Genomic DNA, 17049 nt, shown 5'->3' with positions numbered 1-17049 from the left:
CTTCACCCTTCTCCCTTTTCTTTCTCACATACAATATAAGATCCCCAAAAGGCATTCTCTGGGGATCTTATAAGCATAATTATTCTGGTACAAATGCAGATACAGGTCCTAATTCCTTTTCTAAATAACTGCGAATATTTGCTGGGTATTTTTCTACCACTGCAATATGTTTTTGAATCGTCTTATATAATTCATCATGATTCATTTGAATATAATCTTGCATAAGCATTTTTCGAAGAAGGATAATTTCTTTCATCCCTTGTCCATCTTCTTCACTTATCACTCGCTCATCCATTAAAATATCAATAATATCTTCATAACTTCCTGGATCGCGCATAATAAATCCATCAATCATCGCATTTCCTACATCTAATACAGTATCAATAATAAGATGGGCTATGCGCTCTAATGCATAAAATTCAAACTCGGTTTCATATATCTTTTTCTCTTGAAATGTACTTGTTGCTCGTTCTAAACATACTAGCATTTGTTCTATTTTCTTTCTGTCTACAAAATACATGAATGTCACCTACCTGGAAATTAAAGCATTTACATTTTAATTGTAACGCTTTCTTCTGAAAAAATCGACAATTTTTCGAATTCACCTTTTCTCTGTTATTTGTTATAGTTATATTTGTATGATTTTTGAAATTGGAGGAATGAAATCTTGGAACGTGAACTCGCACTAGAAATTGTCCGTGTAACAGAAGCAGCAGCATTAGCATCCGCACAGTGGATGGGCCGCGGAAAGAAGAACGAAGCAGATGATGCAGCAACTACAGCAATGCGTGATATGTTTGATTCAGTAAACATGGCAGGTACAGTTGTAATTGGTGAAGGAGAACTTGATGAAGCACCGATGCTGTATATTGGTGAAGAACTAGGAACAGGTAACGGTCCAGAAGTAGACATCGCCGTTGACCCACTAGAAGGTACAAACATCGTTGCAAAAGGTCTTGCAAATGCAATGGCAGTTATCGCAATCGCAGATAAAGGAAACCTTCTTCATGCTCCTGATATGTACATGGAAAAAATCGCGGTTGGTCCAAAAGCAGCTGGTAAAATTAGCTTAGATGATCCAATTGAAAAAACAATTGAAATTGTAGCAGAAGCTAACAATAAAAAGATTCGCGATCTAACAGTTATCGTTCAAGAACGTGAACGTCATCAAGATATTATCGATCGTGTTCGTGCTAAAGGTGCACGTGTAAAATTATTTGGTGACGGTGATGTTGGTGCGTCAATCGCAACAGCACTACCTGGAACAGGTATTGACTTATTCGTAGGTATTGGCGGAGCTCCAGAAGGCGTTATTTCTGCAGCAGCATTAAAATGTCTTGAAGGTGAAATGCAAGCTCGCTTAGTTCCAATGAACGAAGAAGAAGAAGCTCGTTGTCGTGAAATGGGATTAGAAGATCCTCGTCAACTTCTTATGTTAGATGACTTAGTATCTGGGGATGATGCAATCTTCTCAGCAACTGGTGTATCTGCTGGTGAGTTATTAGACGGTGTTAAATTCCTTGGCGGAGATTTAGCTGAAACATACTCTATCGTAATGCGTTACAAAACAAGAACAGTACGATTCATTAAAACGCATCACCATTTAGATCATAAACCACACTTAAACTTAGATATTTAATAAAGGAGCCATGTGTATGGAAGAACGTTTCTTTCTGTACGACGATACTGTCGCTACAAAAACTCGTTTCGTTAGCTTTATGGGAGAAAATGAGCGTCATGATTTAGCGCTTTTATACTCCGATCGTCATTACGGTAAAACAATTGTACTTGATATGCAAAGTAATAAATTTGCAATTATCGGTGCTGACGATTTAAACGAACCAGGCTACTTAGAGCACGCATTTTCTATGACTGAAGAAATTGCAGAAGAATTACGCTCATTTTTATTTGAACTTATATAATTTATCGTATGCACCAGCTATTTTAGCTGGTGTTTTTTCGCCTTTATTATTTTGAATTTTCAGCATTATATGTTATAATGAAGAATAAATCTATTTGGATAGAAAGGACGTTATCTACGTATGCCAACATTTACTTTGTAATGGACCAGCAATTGGATAGCATTACTCTCAAAAAAGCACCACGCTTTTTCAAGGGAGTAGTCTGCCCATTCCCATTACAAAGGAACGTATTGCATCTGTAGTATGATGTTTACGGAGGTTCCTCTTTGGGGAACCTCCTTTTATTTTTGTCTTTTTCTCATGTCTTCATACTACAAGACATCCAAATAGCTGTATTACGTTTCTTTGCCACTACTATAAGAGGTGAAGGAAAATGCAGAAAGTACAAATTTCTTGGAGTTTATATGAAAATCAGCAACACACAATCGAAAAATATTGTAAAAATTGCGGACGTACTACCCTATTTACTGATACGAATATTCGTAGGCATAACGCCAATGGAAAAAACATATACCGATTTGCTATTTATAAATGTCCGAAAGATCATACGTGGAATCAAAAACTGCGTATTTATAAATCATTTACTGATCACGTTGAAACGATCGATATGACCCAGCAAGATCAAGCCGAAACAACAACTACTATTTCCATTATGCAACATAAAGAAAACGGCATAGCCGAAATCACGCTTGTATTAGACCTCATTTTCGGTTCCCACCGCATCGATAAAGCCTTATCCACATATATTTCTGACTGGAGCCGTACACTCATTGTGGATAAAATTAAAAATGGGGATATTCAATTGAACGGACAACAAATGAAGCCAAATACAATACTTTCTGAAGGCGATTATATCTCGATTTGTTTGTAAGCGAGCATATGCAAAAAATCCTCTTACAATTGTAAGAGGATTTTTTTATTTCTTCACTTTTCGTAATACGAAGTGTGCACAACCGAAGTTACAGTACTCGTATAAATACTCTGATAACGTACTAATTTTCGTATCATATGTCGAACGTTGATTACTATCATCAAAGAAACCGCGCAATCTAAGTTGCTCATAACCCCAGTCTCCAACGATGTAATCATATTTATTTAAAATTTCTGCATAACGCTCTTTAAATGCTTCTTCACTAAAACCATCACGAAAGTTTTTAATTACTTCGTACTGAACATTATTAATGCTCACCGTAGCATGCATCTCTTGCTCTTGCTCTTGCTTTTGCTCCATCATTAACTTCCTCTCTAAGCATTCTTCTTTTTATCGTATCACAAAGCATACCAACCAACAATTTCAAATACAAAAAATTGAAAATTAGTGCATGCTATGGAGAAGGAGGTGATACATCGTGAAAAAACAAATTATGCTCTCTCTCCTCACTCTTTCCTTATTTGCAGGCTGCCAGCCAGCAAATAAAGCCGAAATGGAACGTGAAGAAGGAAGCCGTGTTCTTGTTTCCAATAAAAATGACATGTATCATACGGAAAATACAAATACAAGACTCACAAGAGTCGGTTATTCTTCTAAACAAAAGCATGAAGTATCTAACAAACAAGTAGGGGCCATTAATCGCGAGAAAGTCGCTGAAATGATTACAAGCATGACCGTCAAACTTCCTGACGTTACAAACGCTGCTACACTCGTTACCGATGATGAAGTATTTGTTGTATATCGTGCAAACACAACGGATCCAAAACTTGTAGCGGATCAAGTATATAGAGCTGCTTTGTCCATCGTCCCTCGCTATTATAAAGCATATGTATCAACAGACCAAAAGTTGATTTCCCAAATTCAAGGCCTTCAATCTGGCGCATTAAATGATACAGAATATACGCAAAGCCTCGATATGCTAAAACGTGAAATGAGTAAAAATCCTCATTTGAACAATACGGGAGATCAGACCTTGAATGATATGATTAAAAAGTAAAACAGGTGGAGAAAATCTCCACCTGTTTTACTTTTTATTTTTTATTACGATCCGCATAAACTTCCATTGCATCACACATAAACTGCGCTAAACCTTCGCCAAACTTATCGATATTTTTCGTAAAGCGCTCATCAGCGACGTACATTTGGCCGAGTCCTTTAAAAGCATCTAATGAATAGTGACTAAAGTTTTGCAAGTAATCGTACCATACTTTGATAGCTTCTTGCGCCTCTTTGGAATCAGGTGCACCGTGTCTAAGTGCCGCTAAATTTCTGTAAATAGCATTAAACTCTTCTTGCTTCTCTTTTGACATACCTTTCGCATATTCATTCGCTTTATCTACAGCTGCGTCTCCCCATCTTTCACGTGCTTCTTCTTCATATGGGTTATGGCTGAAATCGAATCCTTCAAATTTCTCTTTATTCGTCATTTCAATCTCTCCTTTTGTATGCTGAATTGTTTTATCAATCGTCGCAATCACCTTATCTAATCTGGCACGCTTCTCAAGAAGCATTTTCTTATGAAGCTGTAGTGCCTCTTCGCGATCAAATGATGGACTCATGATAATTTCTTTAATTTTCTTCAAAGGGAAGCCTAGTTCTTTAAAAAACAAAATTTGCTGCAACGTCTCTAAATTTTCATTGGAATACAGACGATATCCAGACTCTGTCGTCTCGTCTGGGGTTAACAACCCAATTTCATCGTAATGATGCAGTGTGCGCACACTAATTCCAACTAAATCAGCTACTTCTTTTACTCTCATTGTCATTTGTATCCCCCCTTAGTACATACGATAAAGTATGACGCAACGTTAGAGTCAATAAGTAAATTCATTTTCTTTCTAAAAGTTTCATCTCTCCCCTATTTCATGCATAATAGATATGTACATATATTAGAAAGCGGTGAAAGTATGGTTTCAAATACTGTAATTGCCAGCATCATCTTTCAACTCATTGTCTCGATTCTGGTCCCAATTATCGTACTCGTTTATTTCCGTAAAAAATATCATATTAATTGGAAAGTGGTCGGCATTGGTGTTCTTATCTTTATCGGATTTACCCAAATTCTTGAAACACCATTCCACCTATTTATGCGCGGTAATCCAACAATCGCTCCATTTTTAGAAAATCCGTTTGTCTTCGCAATTTATGGCGGATTGACTGCTGGTATTTTTGAAGAATTAGGATGCTTCGTTGCCTTCTTCTTCTTACTAAAAAAATATCTAGAATATAAAGATGGCTTCGCTTATGGAATAGGTCACGGCGGAATTGAATCTATTTTAATTGGCGGTTTTTCTGCATTACAAGCATTAATCTTTGCTAATTCTATTAACGATGGTAGCTTCGCTCGACTGATTGAACAAAAACCCGAGCTCAGCATTTTACAGGACATGTTAATTCAGCAACCTGCCTACTTATACTTCCTTGGTAGCTTAGAAAGAATTATGGCACTCGTGCTTCAAATCGCCTTTACAATGCTTGTTTTATACGCAGTAAAACAGAAGAAATATATCTTCCTAGTATACGCTATACTATTCCACGCATTTGTAGACTTTTTCGCGGCACTTTACCAAACAAAAACAATCAATCTCTTCGTTGCCGAAGGAATTACACTTCTCTGTACAATTGGCGCTGTCGTTCTTATTCGCAAGATGAAAGCGAAATTAATGAGTGTGCCGGAGTAAAAAATAAACCACCAAAATTGGTGGTTTATTTTTTATATGAATTACCACACTGATAATAACTTTTGCCCTCTTGCAGCTCCCTCTTTGTTTCTGCATCTATAACGATATATTCATGAAACTCTTCTACCTCATTTTGAGAAAAGGAAGCGAAAAAATAAACTTGGCGATCAGGATGAACAAAAAAATCTTGAAGCATCACACTACTCCGACGACCCATGGCTGTTTTTTGTAGGAAAGAAAATTCTTCATCAGCCACTTCTTTAAATAAGATTTTTTTTCGAACACTATATGCTGCATTATTGTATTCTTTATAGATTTTCTTGTCTAACTGTTTATAAAAAACATCCTCACTCACAAATGACTTATTTCGATTGCTTGATAATTTACTTTTTGATTCGACTCTGCATAAGTTGTGGACAAGTGTATAAAAAAACAAAGACTAAATACAATACATATCATTTTATTCATGATTGCACCTCAAATGTTCATTATCCACATTAATTTTCCACATATTTAAATCAATATGCCGTTTCCAAGAAAAAGGAATTATTTCCACATTTGTCGAAGTATATAGCGTCAACTTGAAAGATGGGGATGAATTATGAAGAAAATTATTGTAATACGACATTGTTCAGCAACTGGGCAAAAACGTGATGATGAATTAACGACCGATGGAAAAGACCAAGCAAATACTCTTGCTACATTCCTCTTAGAAAATCATCTACAAATCGATCATATTATTTCAAGCCCATTTGTCCGAGCTATCGATTCCATTCGGCCCTATGCGCTCCAAGCTAACTTATCTATCCAAGAAGATGAACGATTAACTGAACGCATATTGAGCAACGTTCCAATGGATGATTGGATGCAAAAACTAGAATCCACTTTTACGAACATAGATATTGCCTTTTCAGGCGGAGAGTCAACAAAACAAGCAACAGACCGTGCCCTTTCGCTTATTCAAGACGTTTTACAATTAAACCATACGACAACACTACTTGTTACACATGGCAATTTACTTACGCTCATTTTAAAGCATTTTGATCATACGATTGGCTTTAATGAATGGAGAACTTTAACCAATCCTGATATTTACGAAATTACAATCGACGAACAATGTATCATAAAACGCTTATGGGAAGCATCGTCCAAGTAATATCCCTTTCCAAAACATTCAGTTGACGCCACGAGAAGAGACTGTTCTAACAATAGAAAGGGGTATCATTTCATATGTACGAAGACGTACTTGCTTTACTACATAAAACAAATGTTTCTTATGAAAAATTCGAACACGAACCAGTACTCGATTATGAGACGGATCGGATCGTACGTGAGAGACTTGGCTTACAAGGCACTCCAAGTAAAAGCTTATTTTTAAAATCAAAGTCTGGAGATTATTACGTATTTTTTACGTTAGAGGGCACAAGGCTCAACCGGGGGGAGATGAAAGAGCTAACAGGAGAACGCTTATCTCTCTGTTCTCCTGATGAACTGCGAGACAAAACTGGTTGTACGCCGGGATGTGTAGCTCCTTTCGGATATTCACACGATGTAACAATTATTGTGGATAACGCTATTTATACGTACGATAAAATTTTAATTACACCTGGTGTTCCTGAATTTACAATTGAATTATCCACAGAAGAATTAAAAAAGATTTTATTAACATGTACAAATACCGTTTTAGAGTACAAACAAAAAGAGAGCTAATCGCTAGCTCTCTTTTTTCATTATTTAGCTTCTGCTGTTTTTTCTTTTGCAGAACGTACTTGCTCGTCCGCATGGTAAGAAGAACGCACAAGTGGGCCAGCTTCACAGTGGCTAAATCCTTTGCTAAGTGCAATTTCTTTAAGCTCTGCAAATTCTGCTGGTGGGTAATATTTAAGAACTGGTAAATGCTTCTTAGATGGTTGTAGGTATTGCCCAAGAGTTAAAATATCCACATTGTTTGCACGTAAGTCATCCATTGCTTCAATTAAATCTTCTCTCGTTTCACCTAAGCCCACCATAATGCTCGATTTAGTTGGAATATCAGGCTGCATTTCTTTGGCTCGACGTAAAAACTCTAATGAACGTTCATATTTTGCTCTAGCGCGAACTCGGTCAGATAATCGACGTACTGTTTCAATGTTATGGTTTAGAATATCTGGTTTTGCATCCATTAACATTTTTAAGTTTTCTTCTACTCCACCCATATCAGATGGTAATACTTCGATAGACGTGAATGGGTTTTTACGACGTACTGCGCGTACTGTTTCAGCAAAAACAGCTGCTCCCCCGTCCTTTAAATCATCACGTGCAACCGCTGTTATAACAACGTGCTTTAAACCCATTTGAACTACTGAATCTGCTACGCGTTCTGGTTCTTGTAAATCAAGCTCAGTTGGTAAGCCTGTTTTAACCGCACAAAAACGACAAGCACGTGTACAAACCGCACCTAAAATCATAAATGTTGCTGTTTTTCTTACAGCCCAGCATTCATGAATATTCGGACATTTTGCCTCTTCACAAACGGTATGAAGATTCTTAGAACGCATCATTTTCTTTAAGCCTGTATAGTTTTCATTCGTGTTTAACTTAATTTTCAACCATTCGGGCTTGCGCTTATATTCTGTTTGTTTTGTCATGGTTATCAACTCCGCACAATATGAAATAGTTTACCGTGTTCGCTTCTTTCAATGTAACATATCTATTCTAACGTATGAAAGCGATTTGCTCAAATGAAGATTCTAAGATTTTTTCCAATCGTTCCCTATAATGAAATACTCCGTATATCCCACACTAAAAAGAGTGATGTTGTGAAAGGAGTCTATTTCATGCTTCGAAAAATTTCTCTTTTGCTTTCTATTTGTTTTCTTCTCCACCAAAACATCGCTTACGGTGAAGATAATCAGCAAAGCATATACAAAAAGCGCATGGCACTATATAAAGAAACCGAGCAGTCTTCAGGCATTCCATGGTATTACTTAGCTGCAATGGATCAATATGAAAGAAATATACGGAGCGTAAGAAAAGATATTCCGAAAAAACCAGATGCCATCATTTCCCTTTATTTCAAACCAGAAATATGGGCTGGGCCTATTAATAGTAACGATACTCTCCCCCATACAATTTCTCTATTTGGCGGAATAGGTTTAGATGGTGACAAAGATGGATTTGCAAATGCAAATAGCGACCGTGATCTTCTGCATACCGCAGCGACTATTTTAAGGAAACAAGGAACGTCAGAAGACCGTATTAAAATTATGCTTTGGGAATATTATAGACGTGCAAAAACAGTTGATTTAATTAGCGAATACGCCCAAATTTATAAACATTATGGACGTATTAATTTAGAAGGAAATGCTTTTCCTCTTCCGATTCGTAGTGACCATAGCTACCGTAGTACTTTCGGCGCTGGAAGAAGTTTTGGCGGCAGAAGGATTCATGAAGGAACCGATATTTTCGCCGGATATGGCGTGCCAGTAAGATCGACTTGCTATGGCATTATTGAAACGAAAGGTTGGAACCGCCTTGGTGGATGGCGCATTGGTATTCGTGACCTTCATAACAATTACCATTATTACGCCCATTTAGGCGGGTTTTCAAAAGAAATACAGCTTGGACAAATTGTTGAACCAGGAAAAGTAATCGGATTTGTTGGTAGCACTGGTTATGGACCTCCTGGTACAGCCGGAAAATTTCCACCCCACTTACATTTTGGCATGTATAAAGACAATGGCTATACAGAATGGGCCTTCGATCCATACATGCATTTAAGCCTTTGGGAACGCAAAGAACGAGCAAATACAAAACGATAACCGTAGCGCATTGCTACGGTTATTTTTTATCCAGTAAAAGCCCGGCTCAGCCGAGTTTCACTTTATATGCAATTAACTATCTGTTTTCTTTTTATCAGGTACAGCAACACTTCCGCTTCCATAATACGTAGGCACTTCCCCTTGAACGATACGCGTCGCAATTGGAACATTTTGTTTCACCGTTATCTCTTTCGTATGAAATGGAATAATTACTTGCAATGTTACTTCCATTTCCATAACAATTTGAATCGCTGTAGTATTAATCCCATGCGGCTCAATTTTTTGTTTAATATCTGTATTCACATGACCAATTGGCGTGAAATGAATTGGAATATCTGGTCCTATATTACCAAGAAGTGCATTATCCGTTACACGCCCAAAAGGAACTGCCATAGTCGCCCCGTTTTTTTCAGAAATACCTAGCTCCTTCAACTTCCCTTGTTCTACTTGTTGCAAATATTTTTCTATGTACGTGGTCGTTGACGTTACGATTTCATTTACTTGCTTCGTATTTAAATTAATTGTGGATACTTTTCCGTTTTTATCATTCTGTACTTTCATTAATGAATCGACATCGAATCCTTCATTAATTCGATCCTTTACTGCCTTCGTCATAATTGCTGTAGCCATTTTATGTGTCTCTACTTCCCCATATTTAATTAAGGTCGGCTGAATATTATTATTCACAATCCACAACCCTTGCGTAAGTAATATAACAAAAAGAATAAACGACATAAGCAGTATATACCGAAAGGCAATAGGTCCCTTTCGAAACCGCGAGTTTTTCGAGCGAAATATACTCATAAAAAAACCTCCTTCTTATATCATTTCTATGCAAGAAGGAGGGACGATATATGCTTATCTCATTTTTAATAATGCTTCTTTTCCAATCGTTCCTGCTGGAATGCCTAATGCTTCAGCTCCAGTCGTTACCGATTCTAGTGGCGCTTCAAGAAGTTGTTCAATCGTTCTTACACCAACCGCACGACCAGCAATAATTCCTCGATCACCTAATTTCTCATTTAAAAGACCTACATCTAATGCACCACACATAATATATCCTTTATCGCTCATTACAGCTAGCAAATTCGTCTTTGGAAGTTTCACGCTAACTGCAATAAACGTATAATTATCAATTATAATTGGCTCCACATTAACCATAGTTCACACTCCTCTCTTTCTTATCTGTATGACAAGAGAAAAATGAGTGTTACAAGTTAACTAGCCTATAGTTTAACGGAAGATGTATAAGTTATTAACATATCTGTTAACACATCTCTAAGTAGTTCTGGCATATAATATTGTTTGTCAGAAAGTGTGGATAGCTCTGGGTATAAGTAGCCAAATGTAAACATATCAATCGTTCCTACTGTATATATACGATCTAATTCCAGCGATTCCCCGTTAATTAATACATCTTCGAGTAAAATTTTATTCCCGGGAATCGTATCTGGAATTACTTCTACACCAGCGTAAATCATTTTCCCCATCACTTTTCCCCGAAATCCGAATCCTTTTACCTCAAGATTCTCCATATTCGGTTTACGTGCTTTCAAAATAACTTCTCTTAATATCTTTCCTGGAACTTTCAAAGCACAAGGATTAATTGGATGTGGACAAATTCTGTGAATATCTCCGCGCGTCACAACACCTTCTTCTAATCCTTCAAGAAGTACACCCGCGTTCACCATTCCAATCTCTGCACCGCACCACATTTTCAGCGCATTTGCTAACATGTGCGAAAATGCTGTTTCCTGAAACCAATCGACTGGCAATGATTCCTTTACATGAACGACAGGCTCTGCCATAATCTGTTTACTTTCTTCCTGCAGCAATTCAATTGTGGATAACGGTTTGCTGTAAGCACCTAAACGTTCTGTCTTAATCGCTCTACCGTCCTTTTTCAACAGCTTCTTCGTCTCTTTATCCACAGTAAGCTGAACGTGCCCAACGTAACGTCCCCACTTTTCACAACAACAAAGTAACGTATTATTCATAAGAACGCCTCGCTCAAATAAATGATGCGTATGTGCCCCTAAAATAACATCTACATCATAATGCTCCGCCATATACTCATCCATGCTTTTTCCAAGGTGAGAAAGAACAACTGTAATATGAGCCTCATCTTTCACTTCTTCTAAAATTGACTCTAAATGGATAAGCGGATCTTCAATATGCCAATCGAGCATATAATAAAACTCCGGATAAGCTACCGTTAATCCGATAAAAACAATCGTAATCCCATCTGTCGTTGTATGTAATTTATAAGGCTTTGCCCACTCCGGACGTACCCCTTCTTTTTCAAATAAATTCGCGACGAGCACCTCAAATCCAGCATCATCATATAGACGATTCAAATGCTCCTTCGCTAACGTAATTCCTTCATTATTTCCGATCGTTACATAATCATATAACGCCTCATTCAAAAGCTTCGTATTGCCAAGTCCATTCGTCGCTTCCGAAATACTATGAAAACGATCCACATGATCGCCGATATCAACCGTCAAAACAGTCTCTCCCGCTTCCTGTCTTCGCTTTTTCTCCTCTTGTACAAACCGAGAAATTTGCGGCCAATTTTCAAAATGACTATGTATATCGTTTGTATGATAAAGATGGATGATTGTTTCTTTATTTATATTCAGAGAAAAAACCTCCTCTCAGTTCCTTACTGCCATTTACGCTATGCGCACGCAATAATCCTGTAAATACTTTTCGTCTTTTCTTGCTATTTTACATTGTACTCGCATTGTGAGAAAAAGCAAAAGATTGTCCTTTTTTATATGAGAAACTTTTGCTAATACAGGAAAGAATTCCAGATAGTGGAGGGAGGGGTGGATTTGTCAGTCTCTTTGTCTTAAACCTAGTCGTTCTCTGTTCTTATAAAATGTTTGGGGTATGTGAGAATTTTCTTTTGTCTTATCTTGTCGACAAATCGATATTCCTTGTCGAAACGTTGATATATTGAAATAATCGTTGATATATTCCCGTTTATGATCGATATATTTGAAAAATCGTTGATATATTTAGCTGAACACCCACCCGGGTACCCTCTCCCAAGCCAAGACAAATCCGCAAAACAAAAAAGCGCCCTGCACAGCAGGGCGCTTTCTTCATACATATATTATCCAGTTCTAGCGGCTAGAATGTTCGGTGGCTTCACTTCTTCCCCCTCACATTCTGAACGAGCCGCTTCCACTTTAAATATTGTCCAGCTTTGCCTCCTAAACCCTCATGTCTAAGAACCTTCCGCACCAGAAGATAAAAAGCATCTTCTGTGCGAAAGAACCTTAGCCAACGGGTCTGAACAGTCGGCTCCGCATTTCTATTTAACCAATAGAACCTTCCATCTCAAACTTGATTAGGCGGTTCATTTCAACTGCGTATTCCATTGGAAGTTCGCGAGTGAATGGCTCGATGAAGCCCATTACGATCATTTCTGTAGCTTCTTGCTCAGAAATACCGCGGCTCATTAGGTAGAATAATTGTTCTTCTGATACTTTCGATACTTTCGCTTCGTGCTCAAGTGAAACGTAATCGTTTTTGATTTCGTTGTAAGGAATTGTATCAGATGTAGATTGGTTATCCATGATTAACGTGTCACACTCGATGTTAGAGCGAGAGTTTTTCGCTTTTGGTCCGAAGTGTACGATACCACGGTAAGTTACTTTACCACCATGCTTCGCAATCGATTTAGAAACGATTGTTGAAGACGTGTTTGGTGCTAAGTGAATCATTTTCGCACCAGCATCTTGGTGTTGGCCTTTACCAGCAATCGCGATAGATAATGTTAAACCACGAGCGCCTTCACCTTTTAAGATAACTGCTGGATATTTCATCGTTAATTTAGATCCGATGTTACCGTCAATCCATTCCATCGTTGCGTTTTCTTCACAAACCGCACGTTTTGTAACTAGGTTGTATACGTTGTTCGCCCAGTTTTGGATTGTTGTATAACGGCAATATGCATCTTTTTTAATGATGATTTCTACTACCGCACTGTGAAGTGAGTTAGTCGTGTAAACAGGTGCTGTACAACCTTCTACGTAGTGTACGTGTGCGCCTTCGTCTACGATGATAAGCGTACGCTCGAATTGTCCCATATTTTCAGAGTTAATACGGAAATACGCTTGAAGTGGTGTATCAACTTTAACACCTTTTGGAACGTAGATGAATGATCCACCAGACCAAACTGCAGAGTTTAATGCAGAGAATTTGTTGTCTGTTGGTGGAATTACTTTTCCGAAATGTTCACGGAAAATATCTTCGTTCTCTTTTAATGCGCTATCTGTATCTTTGAAGACGATTCCTAGAGCTTCTAGGTCTTCTTTCATGTTGTGGTATACAACTTCAGATTCGTACTGTGCAGATACACCAGCTAAATATTTTTGCTCAGCTTCTGGAATACCTAATTTATCAAATGTTGCTTTAATTTCATCAGGTACTTCATCCCAAGACTTCTCAGATTTCTCAGATGGTTTTACGTAGTACGTAATCTCATCGAAATCTAAGTCATTTAAGTCGCCGCCCCATTGTGGCATTGGCATTTCATAGAACTTATCCAGTGATTTTAAACGGAAGTCTAACATCCACTGTGGTTCTTCTTTCATACGTGAAATCTCTTCAACGATCTCTTTTGTTAAACCGCGTCCAGCACGGAAAATCGAAACGTCTTTGTCTTTGAAACCATATTTATAATCGCCGATATCTGGCAGTTGCTTCGCCATGTTGGTGTGTCCCTCCTTAGATAACCTCATTTTTAGGAACCTTTAACATTACTTATCTTCGTTTAAGCCCTTTTCTAACGCTTTCCACGCTAATGTTGCACATTTAATACGTGCAGGGAACTTGCATACGCCTTGTAATGCTTCAATATCTCCTAAATCGATGCTGTCATCGTACTCTTTTCCTAGCATCATGTCAGAGAAAATTTTCGAAAGCTGAAGTGCTTCTTCAATTTTCTTACCTTTTACTGCTTGTGTCATCATTGAAGCTGAAGACATTGAGATTGAACATCCTTCGCCTTCAAACTTCGCCTCTTGCACAATACCTTCTTCTACTTTCATCGTAAGTTGAATACGATCGCCGCAAGTTGGATTGTTCAAGTTAACAGTAACACTATCTTCTAACACGCCATGGTTACGAGGATTCTTATAATGATCCATAATAACTTGACGATATAACGTATCTAAATTATTAAATGACATTTGTGAAATACTCCTTTGTCTTGATTAGCGATTCAACAAATGTATCAATTTCTTCTTTTGTATTATATAAATAGAAGCTCGCACGTGCTGTTGAAGAAGCTTTTAGCCACTTCATAAGCGGTTGTGCACAGTGATGTCCTGCGCGAACTGCAATGCCTTCTACATCTAATACAGTCGCTACATCGTGAGGATGTACGTCTTCAATATTAAATGTAACAAGACCAGCGCGATGCTTTGGACCATAAATTGTAACGCCATCTACTTCTGATAGTCTTTCTAAAGCGTATTGCGCTAATTCATGCTCATGCTTTTCAATATTATCAAGACCGATTTCTTCTAGGAAATCAATTGCCGCACCAAGTCCGATTGCATTACCGATAATCGGTGTACCTGCTTCAAACTTCCACGGAAGCTCTTTCCAAGTAGATTCTTGTAAATCTACGAAATCAATCATTTCACCGCCAAATTCAATTGGCTCCATATTGTTCAGCAATTCTTTTTTACCATATAATACGCCGATGCCTGTAGGTCCGCACATCTTATGAGCAGATAATGCGTAGAAATCACAGTTTAAATCTTGTACATCTACTTTCATGTGAGGTGTACTTTGTGCACCGTCAACGACCATAATTGCGCCATTTTCGTGTGCGATCGCTCCGATTTCTTTTACAGGGTTAATCGTTCCAAGCACGTTTGAAACTTGCATAATAGAAACGATTTTTGTATTCGGTGTAACTGTTTGACGAACATCTTCTAAAGAAATTGTACCGTCTGGTTGAAGCGGAAGGTATTTTAAAGTTGCACCAGTTTTCTTCGCAACTTGTTGCCACGGAATGATGTTACTATGGTGCTCCATGTAAGAAATAACGATTTCATCGCCTTCTTTTACATTTTCAAGACCATAGCTAGCCGCTACTGTATTTAATGCAGTTGTCGTTCCGCGCGTGAAAATAATCTCTTCCATTGATTTCGCGTTAATAAACTTGCGAACTTTCTCGCGTGCACCTTCATACGCGTCGGTAGCTTTCGTACCGAGCGTATGAACACCGCGATGCACGTTAGAATTATATTCTTTATAGTAACGTTCTAACGTTTCAATGACTTGAATTGGTTTTTGAGAAGTTGCTGCACTATCGAAATATACAAGTTGTTTGCCGTTCACTTTTTGATCAAGAATTGGAAACTGTTTGCGTATTTCATGAATATTCATTAGCGAACTTTCCTTTCAATTACCTCAACAAGCTGTGCTTTTACTCCTTCAATTGGAAGCTCATTTACTACAGGTGCTAAGAATCCATGGATGACTAAACGTTCTGCTTCGCGTTTTGGAATACCACGGCTCATCAAGTAGTATAATTGGTACGGATCTACGCGGCCTACTGAAGCTGCGTGACCTGCCATTACATCATCTTCGTCGATTAAAAGAATTGGGTTTGCATCACCGCGTGCTTTCTCATCTAACATAAGAACGCGAGAAGATTGTTGTGCGTTTGATTTAGATGCACCGTGTTCAATCTTACCAATCCCGTTAAAGATAGATGTTGCACTATCTTTTTGTACACCGTGTTTTAAAATCCAACCTTCAGAGTGTTTACCGAAGTGAACAACTTTAGTTGTAAAGTTTTGTGTTTGGTTACCACGGCCAATTGTTACTGTTTTCGTATCAGCATATGAACCGTCGCCCATTAAGTTTGTAACGTTCTCGGAAATTGTATTTCCGTCATTCATAAGGCCTAGAGCCCAATCAATGCGGCCGTCGCGTCCAACAACACCGCGGCGGTTAACGTAAGTTGTTACGTCTTTTGCTAATAGATCAACCGCACCAAATTTAACTTGTGCGCCTTGTTCCACGATTACTTCTGCTACGATATTTGCAATACCTTTAGCATTTTCATTTGCAACATAGTTTTCTACATAAGTTGCAGTACTGTTCGCATCAGCTACGAATAATACATGGTTATATACGTTAGCTTCTTCGCCGTCTACTAAGAATACAGCTTGAAGTGGAGTTTCAAGAACAACGTTTTTCGGAACATATACGAATGCACCGCCGTTGATTAATGCAGCATGAAGTGCAGTTAAACGATGCTCGTCTACCTTCACGCCATCTTTCATTAAGTACTTTTGTACTAGCTCAGCGTGCTCAGTTGCAGCTGTTACGATGTCTGTAAAAATAACACCTTTTTCTTTTGCTTCGTCTGCTAAAGAAACGAACGCTGTTGTACCAGTGCGTTGTACTAATACGCTGTTGTTTTCATCGATTAAGTTTTTCACTGCTTCTGGAAGCTCTGTTAAAGAACTTACAGGCTCTTGCTTAGCAGCGTCGCCTTTTCCGATAAAGTCCCATTTTTCAATTTTCGTTTTATCAGGCGTTGGCATTGGAAGTTCAGTTGCTTGTGCAAGAGCTTGTAAGCGGAACTCAGTCAACCAAGCAGCTTCGTTTACTTCGCTTGCGCGTTGACGGATTGTTTCTTGATCGAAAGGTAATGTACCGATTGTCATGTTTATGCT

At 38.1% G+C, this 17049-nt stretch carries 19 protein-coding genes and 1 pseudogene; 8 read left to right on the top strand and 12 right to left on the bottom strand.

The window, feature by feature from the left end; genetic code table 11:
- Positions 1 to 79: 79 nt before the first annotated feature.
- Positions 80 to 520 carry a DUF86 domain-containing protein gene (locus tag AC0OM3_RS20980; RefSeq protein WP_000274009.1) on the bottom strand — a complete coding sequence of 147 codons (441 nt, stop codon included), beginning with the start codon at positions 518 to 520 and terminating at the stop codon, positions 80 to 82.
- 147 nt (positions 521 to 667) lie between these two features.
- Here AC0OM3_RS20980 and glpX point away from each other — a divergent pair, with 147 nt between their 5' ends.
- From glpX to AC0OM3_RS20965, 3 genes are all read left to right on the top strand, one after another.
- Entirely contained in the window at positions 668 to 1639 is a 972-nt protein-coding gene (gene glpX, locus AC0OM3_RS20975; protein WP_000439090.1) for a class II fructose-bisphosphatase, read from the top strand.
- Between the two features lie 16 nt (positions 1640 to 1655).
- On the top strand, positions 1656 to 1922 hold the full coding sequence (locus tag AC0OM3_RS20970; RefSeq protein ID WP_000392611.1) for a DUF3055 domain-containing protein: 267 nt from the start codon (positions 1656 to 1658) through the stop codon (positions 1920 to 1922).
- Positions 1923 to 2295: 373 nt separating this feature from the next.
- Positions 2296 to 2793 carry a hypothetical protein gene (locus tag AC0OM3_RS20965; RefSeq protein ID WP_001174558.1) on the top strand — a complete coding sequence of 166 codons (498 nt, stop codon included), beginning with the start codon at positions 2296 to 2298 and terminating at the stop codon, positions 2791 to 2793.
- 45 nt (positions 2794 to 2838) lie between these two features.
- Here AC0OM3_RS20965 and AC0OM3_RS20960 read toward each other — a convergent pair whose 3' ends face one another.
- Complete coding sequence (locus AC0OM3_RS20960; protein ID WP_078418185.1) at positions 2839 to 3156, bottom strand: YutD family protein; 318 nt, start codon at positions 3154 to 3156, stop codon at positions 2839 to 2841.
- Between the two features lie 115 nt (positions 3157 to 3271).
- On the opposite strand from AC0OM3_RS20960, the gene AC0OM3_RS20955 reads away from it, so the two are divergent.
- Positions 3272 to 3850: a YhcN/YlaJ family sporulation lipoprotein gene (locus AC0OM3_RS20955; protein ID WP_000744207.1), complete on the top strand. Its 579-nt coding sequence runs from the start codon at positions 3272 to 3274 to the stop codon at positions 3848 to 3850.
- A gap of 34 nt (positions 3851 to 3884) precedes the next feature.
- Here the strand turns inward: AC0OM3_RS20955 and AC0OM3_RS20950 are convergent, their stop codons facing one another.
- On the bottom strand, positions 3885 to 4619 hold the full coding sequence (locus AC0OM3_RS20950) for a MerR family transcriptional regulator (RefSeq protein WP_000178780.1): 735 nt from the start codon (positions 4617 to 4619) through the stop codon (positions 3885 to 3887).
- 99 nt (positions 4620 to 4718) lie between these two features.
- Here AC0OM3_RS20950 and AC0OM3_RS20945 point away from each other — a divergent pair, with 99 nt between their 5' ends.
- Positions 4719 to 5534: a YhfC family intramembrane metalloprotease gene (locus tag AC0OM3_RS20945; protein WP_474212919.1), complete on the top strand. Its 816-nt coding sequence runs from the start codon at positions 4719 to 4721 to the stop codon at positions 5532 to 5534.
- A 25-nt stretch (positions 5535 to 5559) separates the two neighbouring features.
- Here the strand turns inward: AC0OM3_RS20945 and AC0OM3_RS20940 are convergent.
- Positions 5560 to 6002, bottom strand: a pseudogene (locus AC0OM3_RS20940) (hypothetical protein).
- Between the two features lie 133 nt (positions 6003 to 6135).
- On the opposite strand from AC0OM3_RS20940, the gene AC0OM3_RS20935 reads away from it, so the two are divergent.
- On the top strand, positions 6136 to 6690 hold the full coding sequence (locus AC0OM3_RS20935) for a histidine phosphatase family protein (RefSeq protein WP_474212917.1): 555 nt from the start codon (positions 6136 to 6138) through the stop codon (positions 6688 to 6690).
- Positions 6691 to 6764: 74 nt separating this feature from the next.
- Positions 6765 to 7244 (top strand): YbaK/EbsC family protein, encoded by a 480-nt coding sequence (locus AC0OM3_RS20930; protein ID WP_000272748.1) that lies wholly within the window; start codon positions 6765 to 6767, stop codon positions 7242 to 7244.
- Positions 7245 to 7264: 20 nt separating this feature from the next.
- On the opposite strand, the gene lipA is transcribed toward AC0OM3_RS20930, so the two are convergent.
- Positions 7265 to 8161 (bottom strand): lipoyl synthase, encoded by an 897-nt coding sequence (gene lipA / locus AC0OM3_RS20925; protein ID WP_000166372.1) that lies wholly within the window; start codon positions 8159 to 8161, stop codon positions 7265 to 7267.
- 189 nt (positions 8162 to 8350) lie between these two features.
- On the opposite strand from lipA, the gene AC0OM3_RS20920 reads away from it, so the two are divergent.
- Positions 8351 to 9334, top strand: coding sequence for a M23 family metallopeptidase (locus AC0OM3_RS20920; RefSeq protein ID WP_474212914.1), 984 nt, complete (start codon positions 8351 to 8353; stop codon positions 9332 to 9334).
- Positions 9335 to 9406: 72 nt separating this feature from the next.
- On the opposite strand, the gene yunB is transcribed toward AC0OM3_RS20920, so the two are convergent.
- From yunB to sufD, 7 genes are all read right to left on the bottom strand, one after another.
- A complete protein-coding gene (yunB, locus tag AC0OM3_RS20915; protein WP_000021793.1) occupies positions 9407 to 10138 on the bottom strand; it encodes a sporulation protein YunB in 732 nt (243 codons plus the stop codon).
- 54 nt (positions 10139 to 10192) lie between these two features.
- On the bottom strand, positions 10193 to 10495 hold the full coding sequence (locus AC0OM3_RS20910; protein WP_000248466.1) for a YunC family protein: 303 nt from the start codon (positions 10493 to 10495) through the stop codon (positions 10193 to 10195).
- 65 nt (positions 10496 to 10560) lie between these two features.
- Positions 10561 to 11952 carry a bifunctional metallophosphatase/5'-nucleotidase gene (locus AC0OM3_RS20905; protein ID WP_474213021.1) on the bottom strand — a complete coding sequence of 464 codons (1392 nt, stop codon included), beginning with the start codon at positions 11950 to 11952 and terminating at the stop codon, positions 10561 to 10563.
- A 708-nt stretch (positions 11953 to 12660) separates the two neighbouring features.
- Positions 12661 to 14058, bottom strand: a complete 1398-nt coding sequence (gene sufB, locus AC0OM3_RS20900; protein ID WP_001118827.1) for a Fe-S cluster assembly protein SufB — start codon at positions 14056 to 14058, stop codon at positions 12661 to 12663.
- Between the two features lie 48 nt (positions 14059 to 14106).
- On the bottom strand, positions 14107 to 14538 hold the full coding sequence (gene sufU, locus AC0OM3_RS20895; protein ID WP_000009523.1) for a Fe-S cluster assembly sulfur transfer protein SufU: 432 nt from the start codon (positions 14536 to 14538) through the stop codon (positions 14107 to 14109).
- A complete protein-coding gene (sufS, locus tag AC0OM3_RS20890) occupies positions 14528 to 15748 on the bottom strand; it encodes a cysteine desulfurase SufS (protein ID WP_001020767.1) in 1221 nt (406 codons plus the stop codon). The genes sufU and sufS overlap by 11 nt, the downstream gene beginning before the upstream one ends.
- The gene (gene sufD / locus AC0OM3_RS20885; RefSeq protein WP_000152185.1) at positions 15748 to 17040 is read right to left on the bottom strand and encodes a Fe-S cluster assembly protein SufD; all 1293 of its coding nucleotides are present in this window, start codon (positions 17038 to 17040) and stop codon (positions 15748 to 15750) included. Before sufD ends, sufS begins: the two co-directional genes overlap by 1 nt.
- Positions 17041 to 17049: the final 9 nt, after the last annotated feature.

Source organism: Bacillus sp. FAU20, from assembly GCF_056033865.1.
The sequence above is the reverse complement of the archived record's forward strand: the minus strand, read 5'-3'. Positions and strand labels throughout refer to the sequence as shown.

Coding starts and splice junctions, on each gene's coding strand:
- AC0OM3_RS20945 (WP_474212919.1), top strand. CDS start 4,719: ATGCATAATAGATATGTACATATATTAGAAAGCGGTGAAAGTATGGTT.
- AC0OM3_RS20930 (WP_000272748.1), top strand. CDS start 6,765: ATGTACGAAGACGTACTTGCTTTACTACATAAAACAAATGTTTCTTAT.
- AC0OM3_RS20970 (WP_000392611.1), top strand. CDS start 1,656: ATGGAAGAACGTTTCTTTCTGTACGACGATACTGTCGCTACAAAAACT.
- AC0OM3_RS20910 (WP_000248466.1), bottom strand. CDS start 10,495: ATGGTTAATGTGGAGCCAATTATAATTGATAATTATACGTTTATTGCA.
- AC0OM3_RS20980 (WP_000274009.1), bottom strand. CDS start 520: ATGTATTTTGTAGACAGAAAGAAAATAGAACAAATGCTAGTATGTTTA.
- sufS (WP_001020767.1), bottom strand. CDS start 15,748: ATGAATATTCATGAAATACGCAAACAGTTTCCAATTCTTGATCAAAAA.
- AC0OM3_RS20960 (WP_078418185.1), bottom strand. CDS start 3,156: ATGATGGAGCAAAAGCAAGAGCAAGAGCAAGAGATGCATGCTACGGTG.
- yunB (WP_000021793.1), bottom strand. CDS start 10,138: ATGAGTATATTTCGCTCGAAAAACTCGCGGTTTCGAAAGGGACCTATT.
- AC0OM3_RS20950 (WP_000178780.1), bottom strand. CDS start 4,619: ATGACAATGAGAGTAAAAGAAGTAGCTGATTTAGTTGGAATTAGTGTG.
- sufU (WP_000009523.1), bottom strand. CDS start 14,538: ATGTCATTTAATAATTTAGATACGTTATATCGTCAAGTTATTATGGAT.
- sufB (WP_001118827.1), bottom strand. CDS start 14,058: ATGGCGAAGCAACTGCCAGATATCGGCGATTATAAATATGGTTTCAAA.
- lipA (WP_000166372.1), bottom strand. CDS start 8,161: ATGACAAAACAAACAGAATATAAGCGCAAGCCCGAATGGTTGAAAATT.
- AC0OM3_RS20965 (WP_001174558.1), top strand. CDS start 2,296: ATGCAGAAAGTACAAATTTCTTGGAGTTTATATGAAAATCAGCAACAC.
- AC0OM3_RS20920 (WP_474212914.1), top strand. CDS start 8,351: ATGCTTCGAAAAATTTCTCTTTTGCTTTCTATTTGTTTTCTTCTCCAC.
- sufD (WP_000152185.1), bottom strand. CDS start 17,040: ATGACAATCGGTACATTACCTTTCGATCAAGAAACAATCCGTCAACGC.
- AC0OM3_RS20935 (WP_474212917.1), top strand. CDS start 6,136: ATGAAGAAAATTATTGTAATACGACATTGTTCAGCAACTGGGCAAAAA.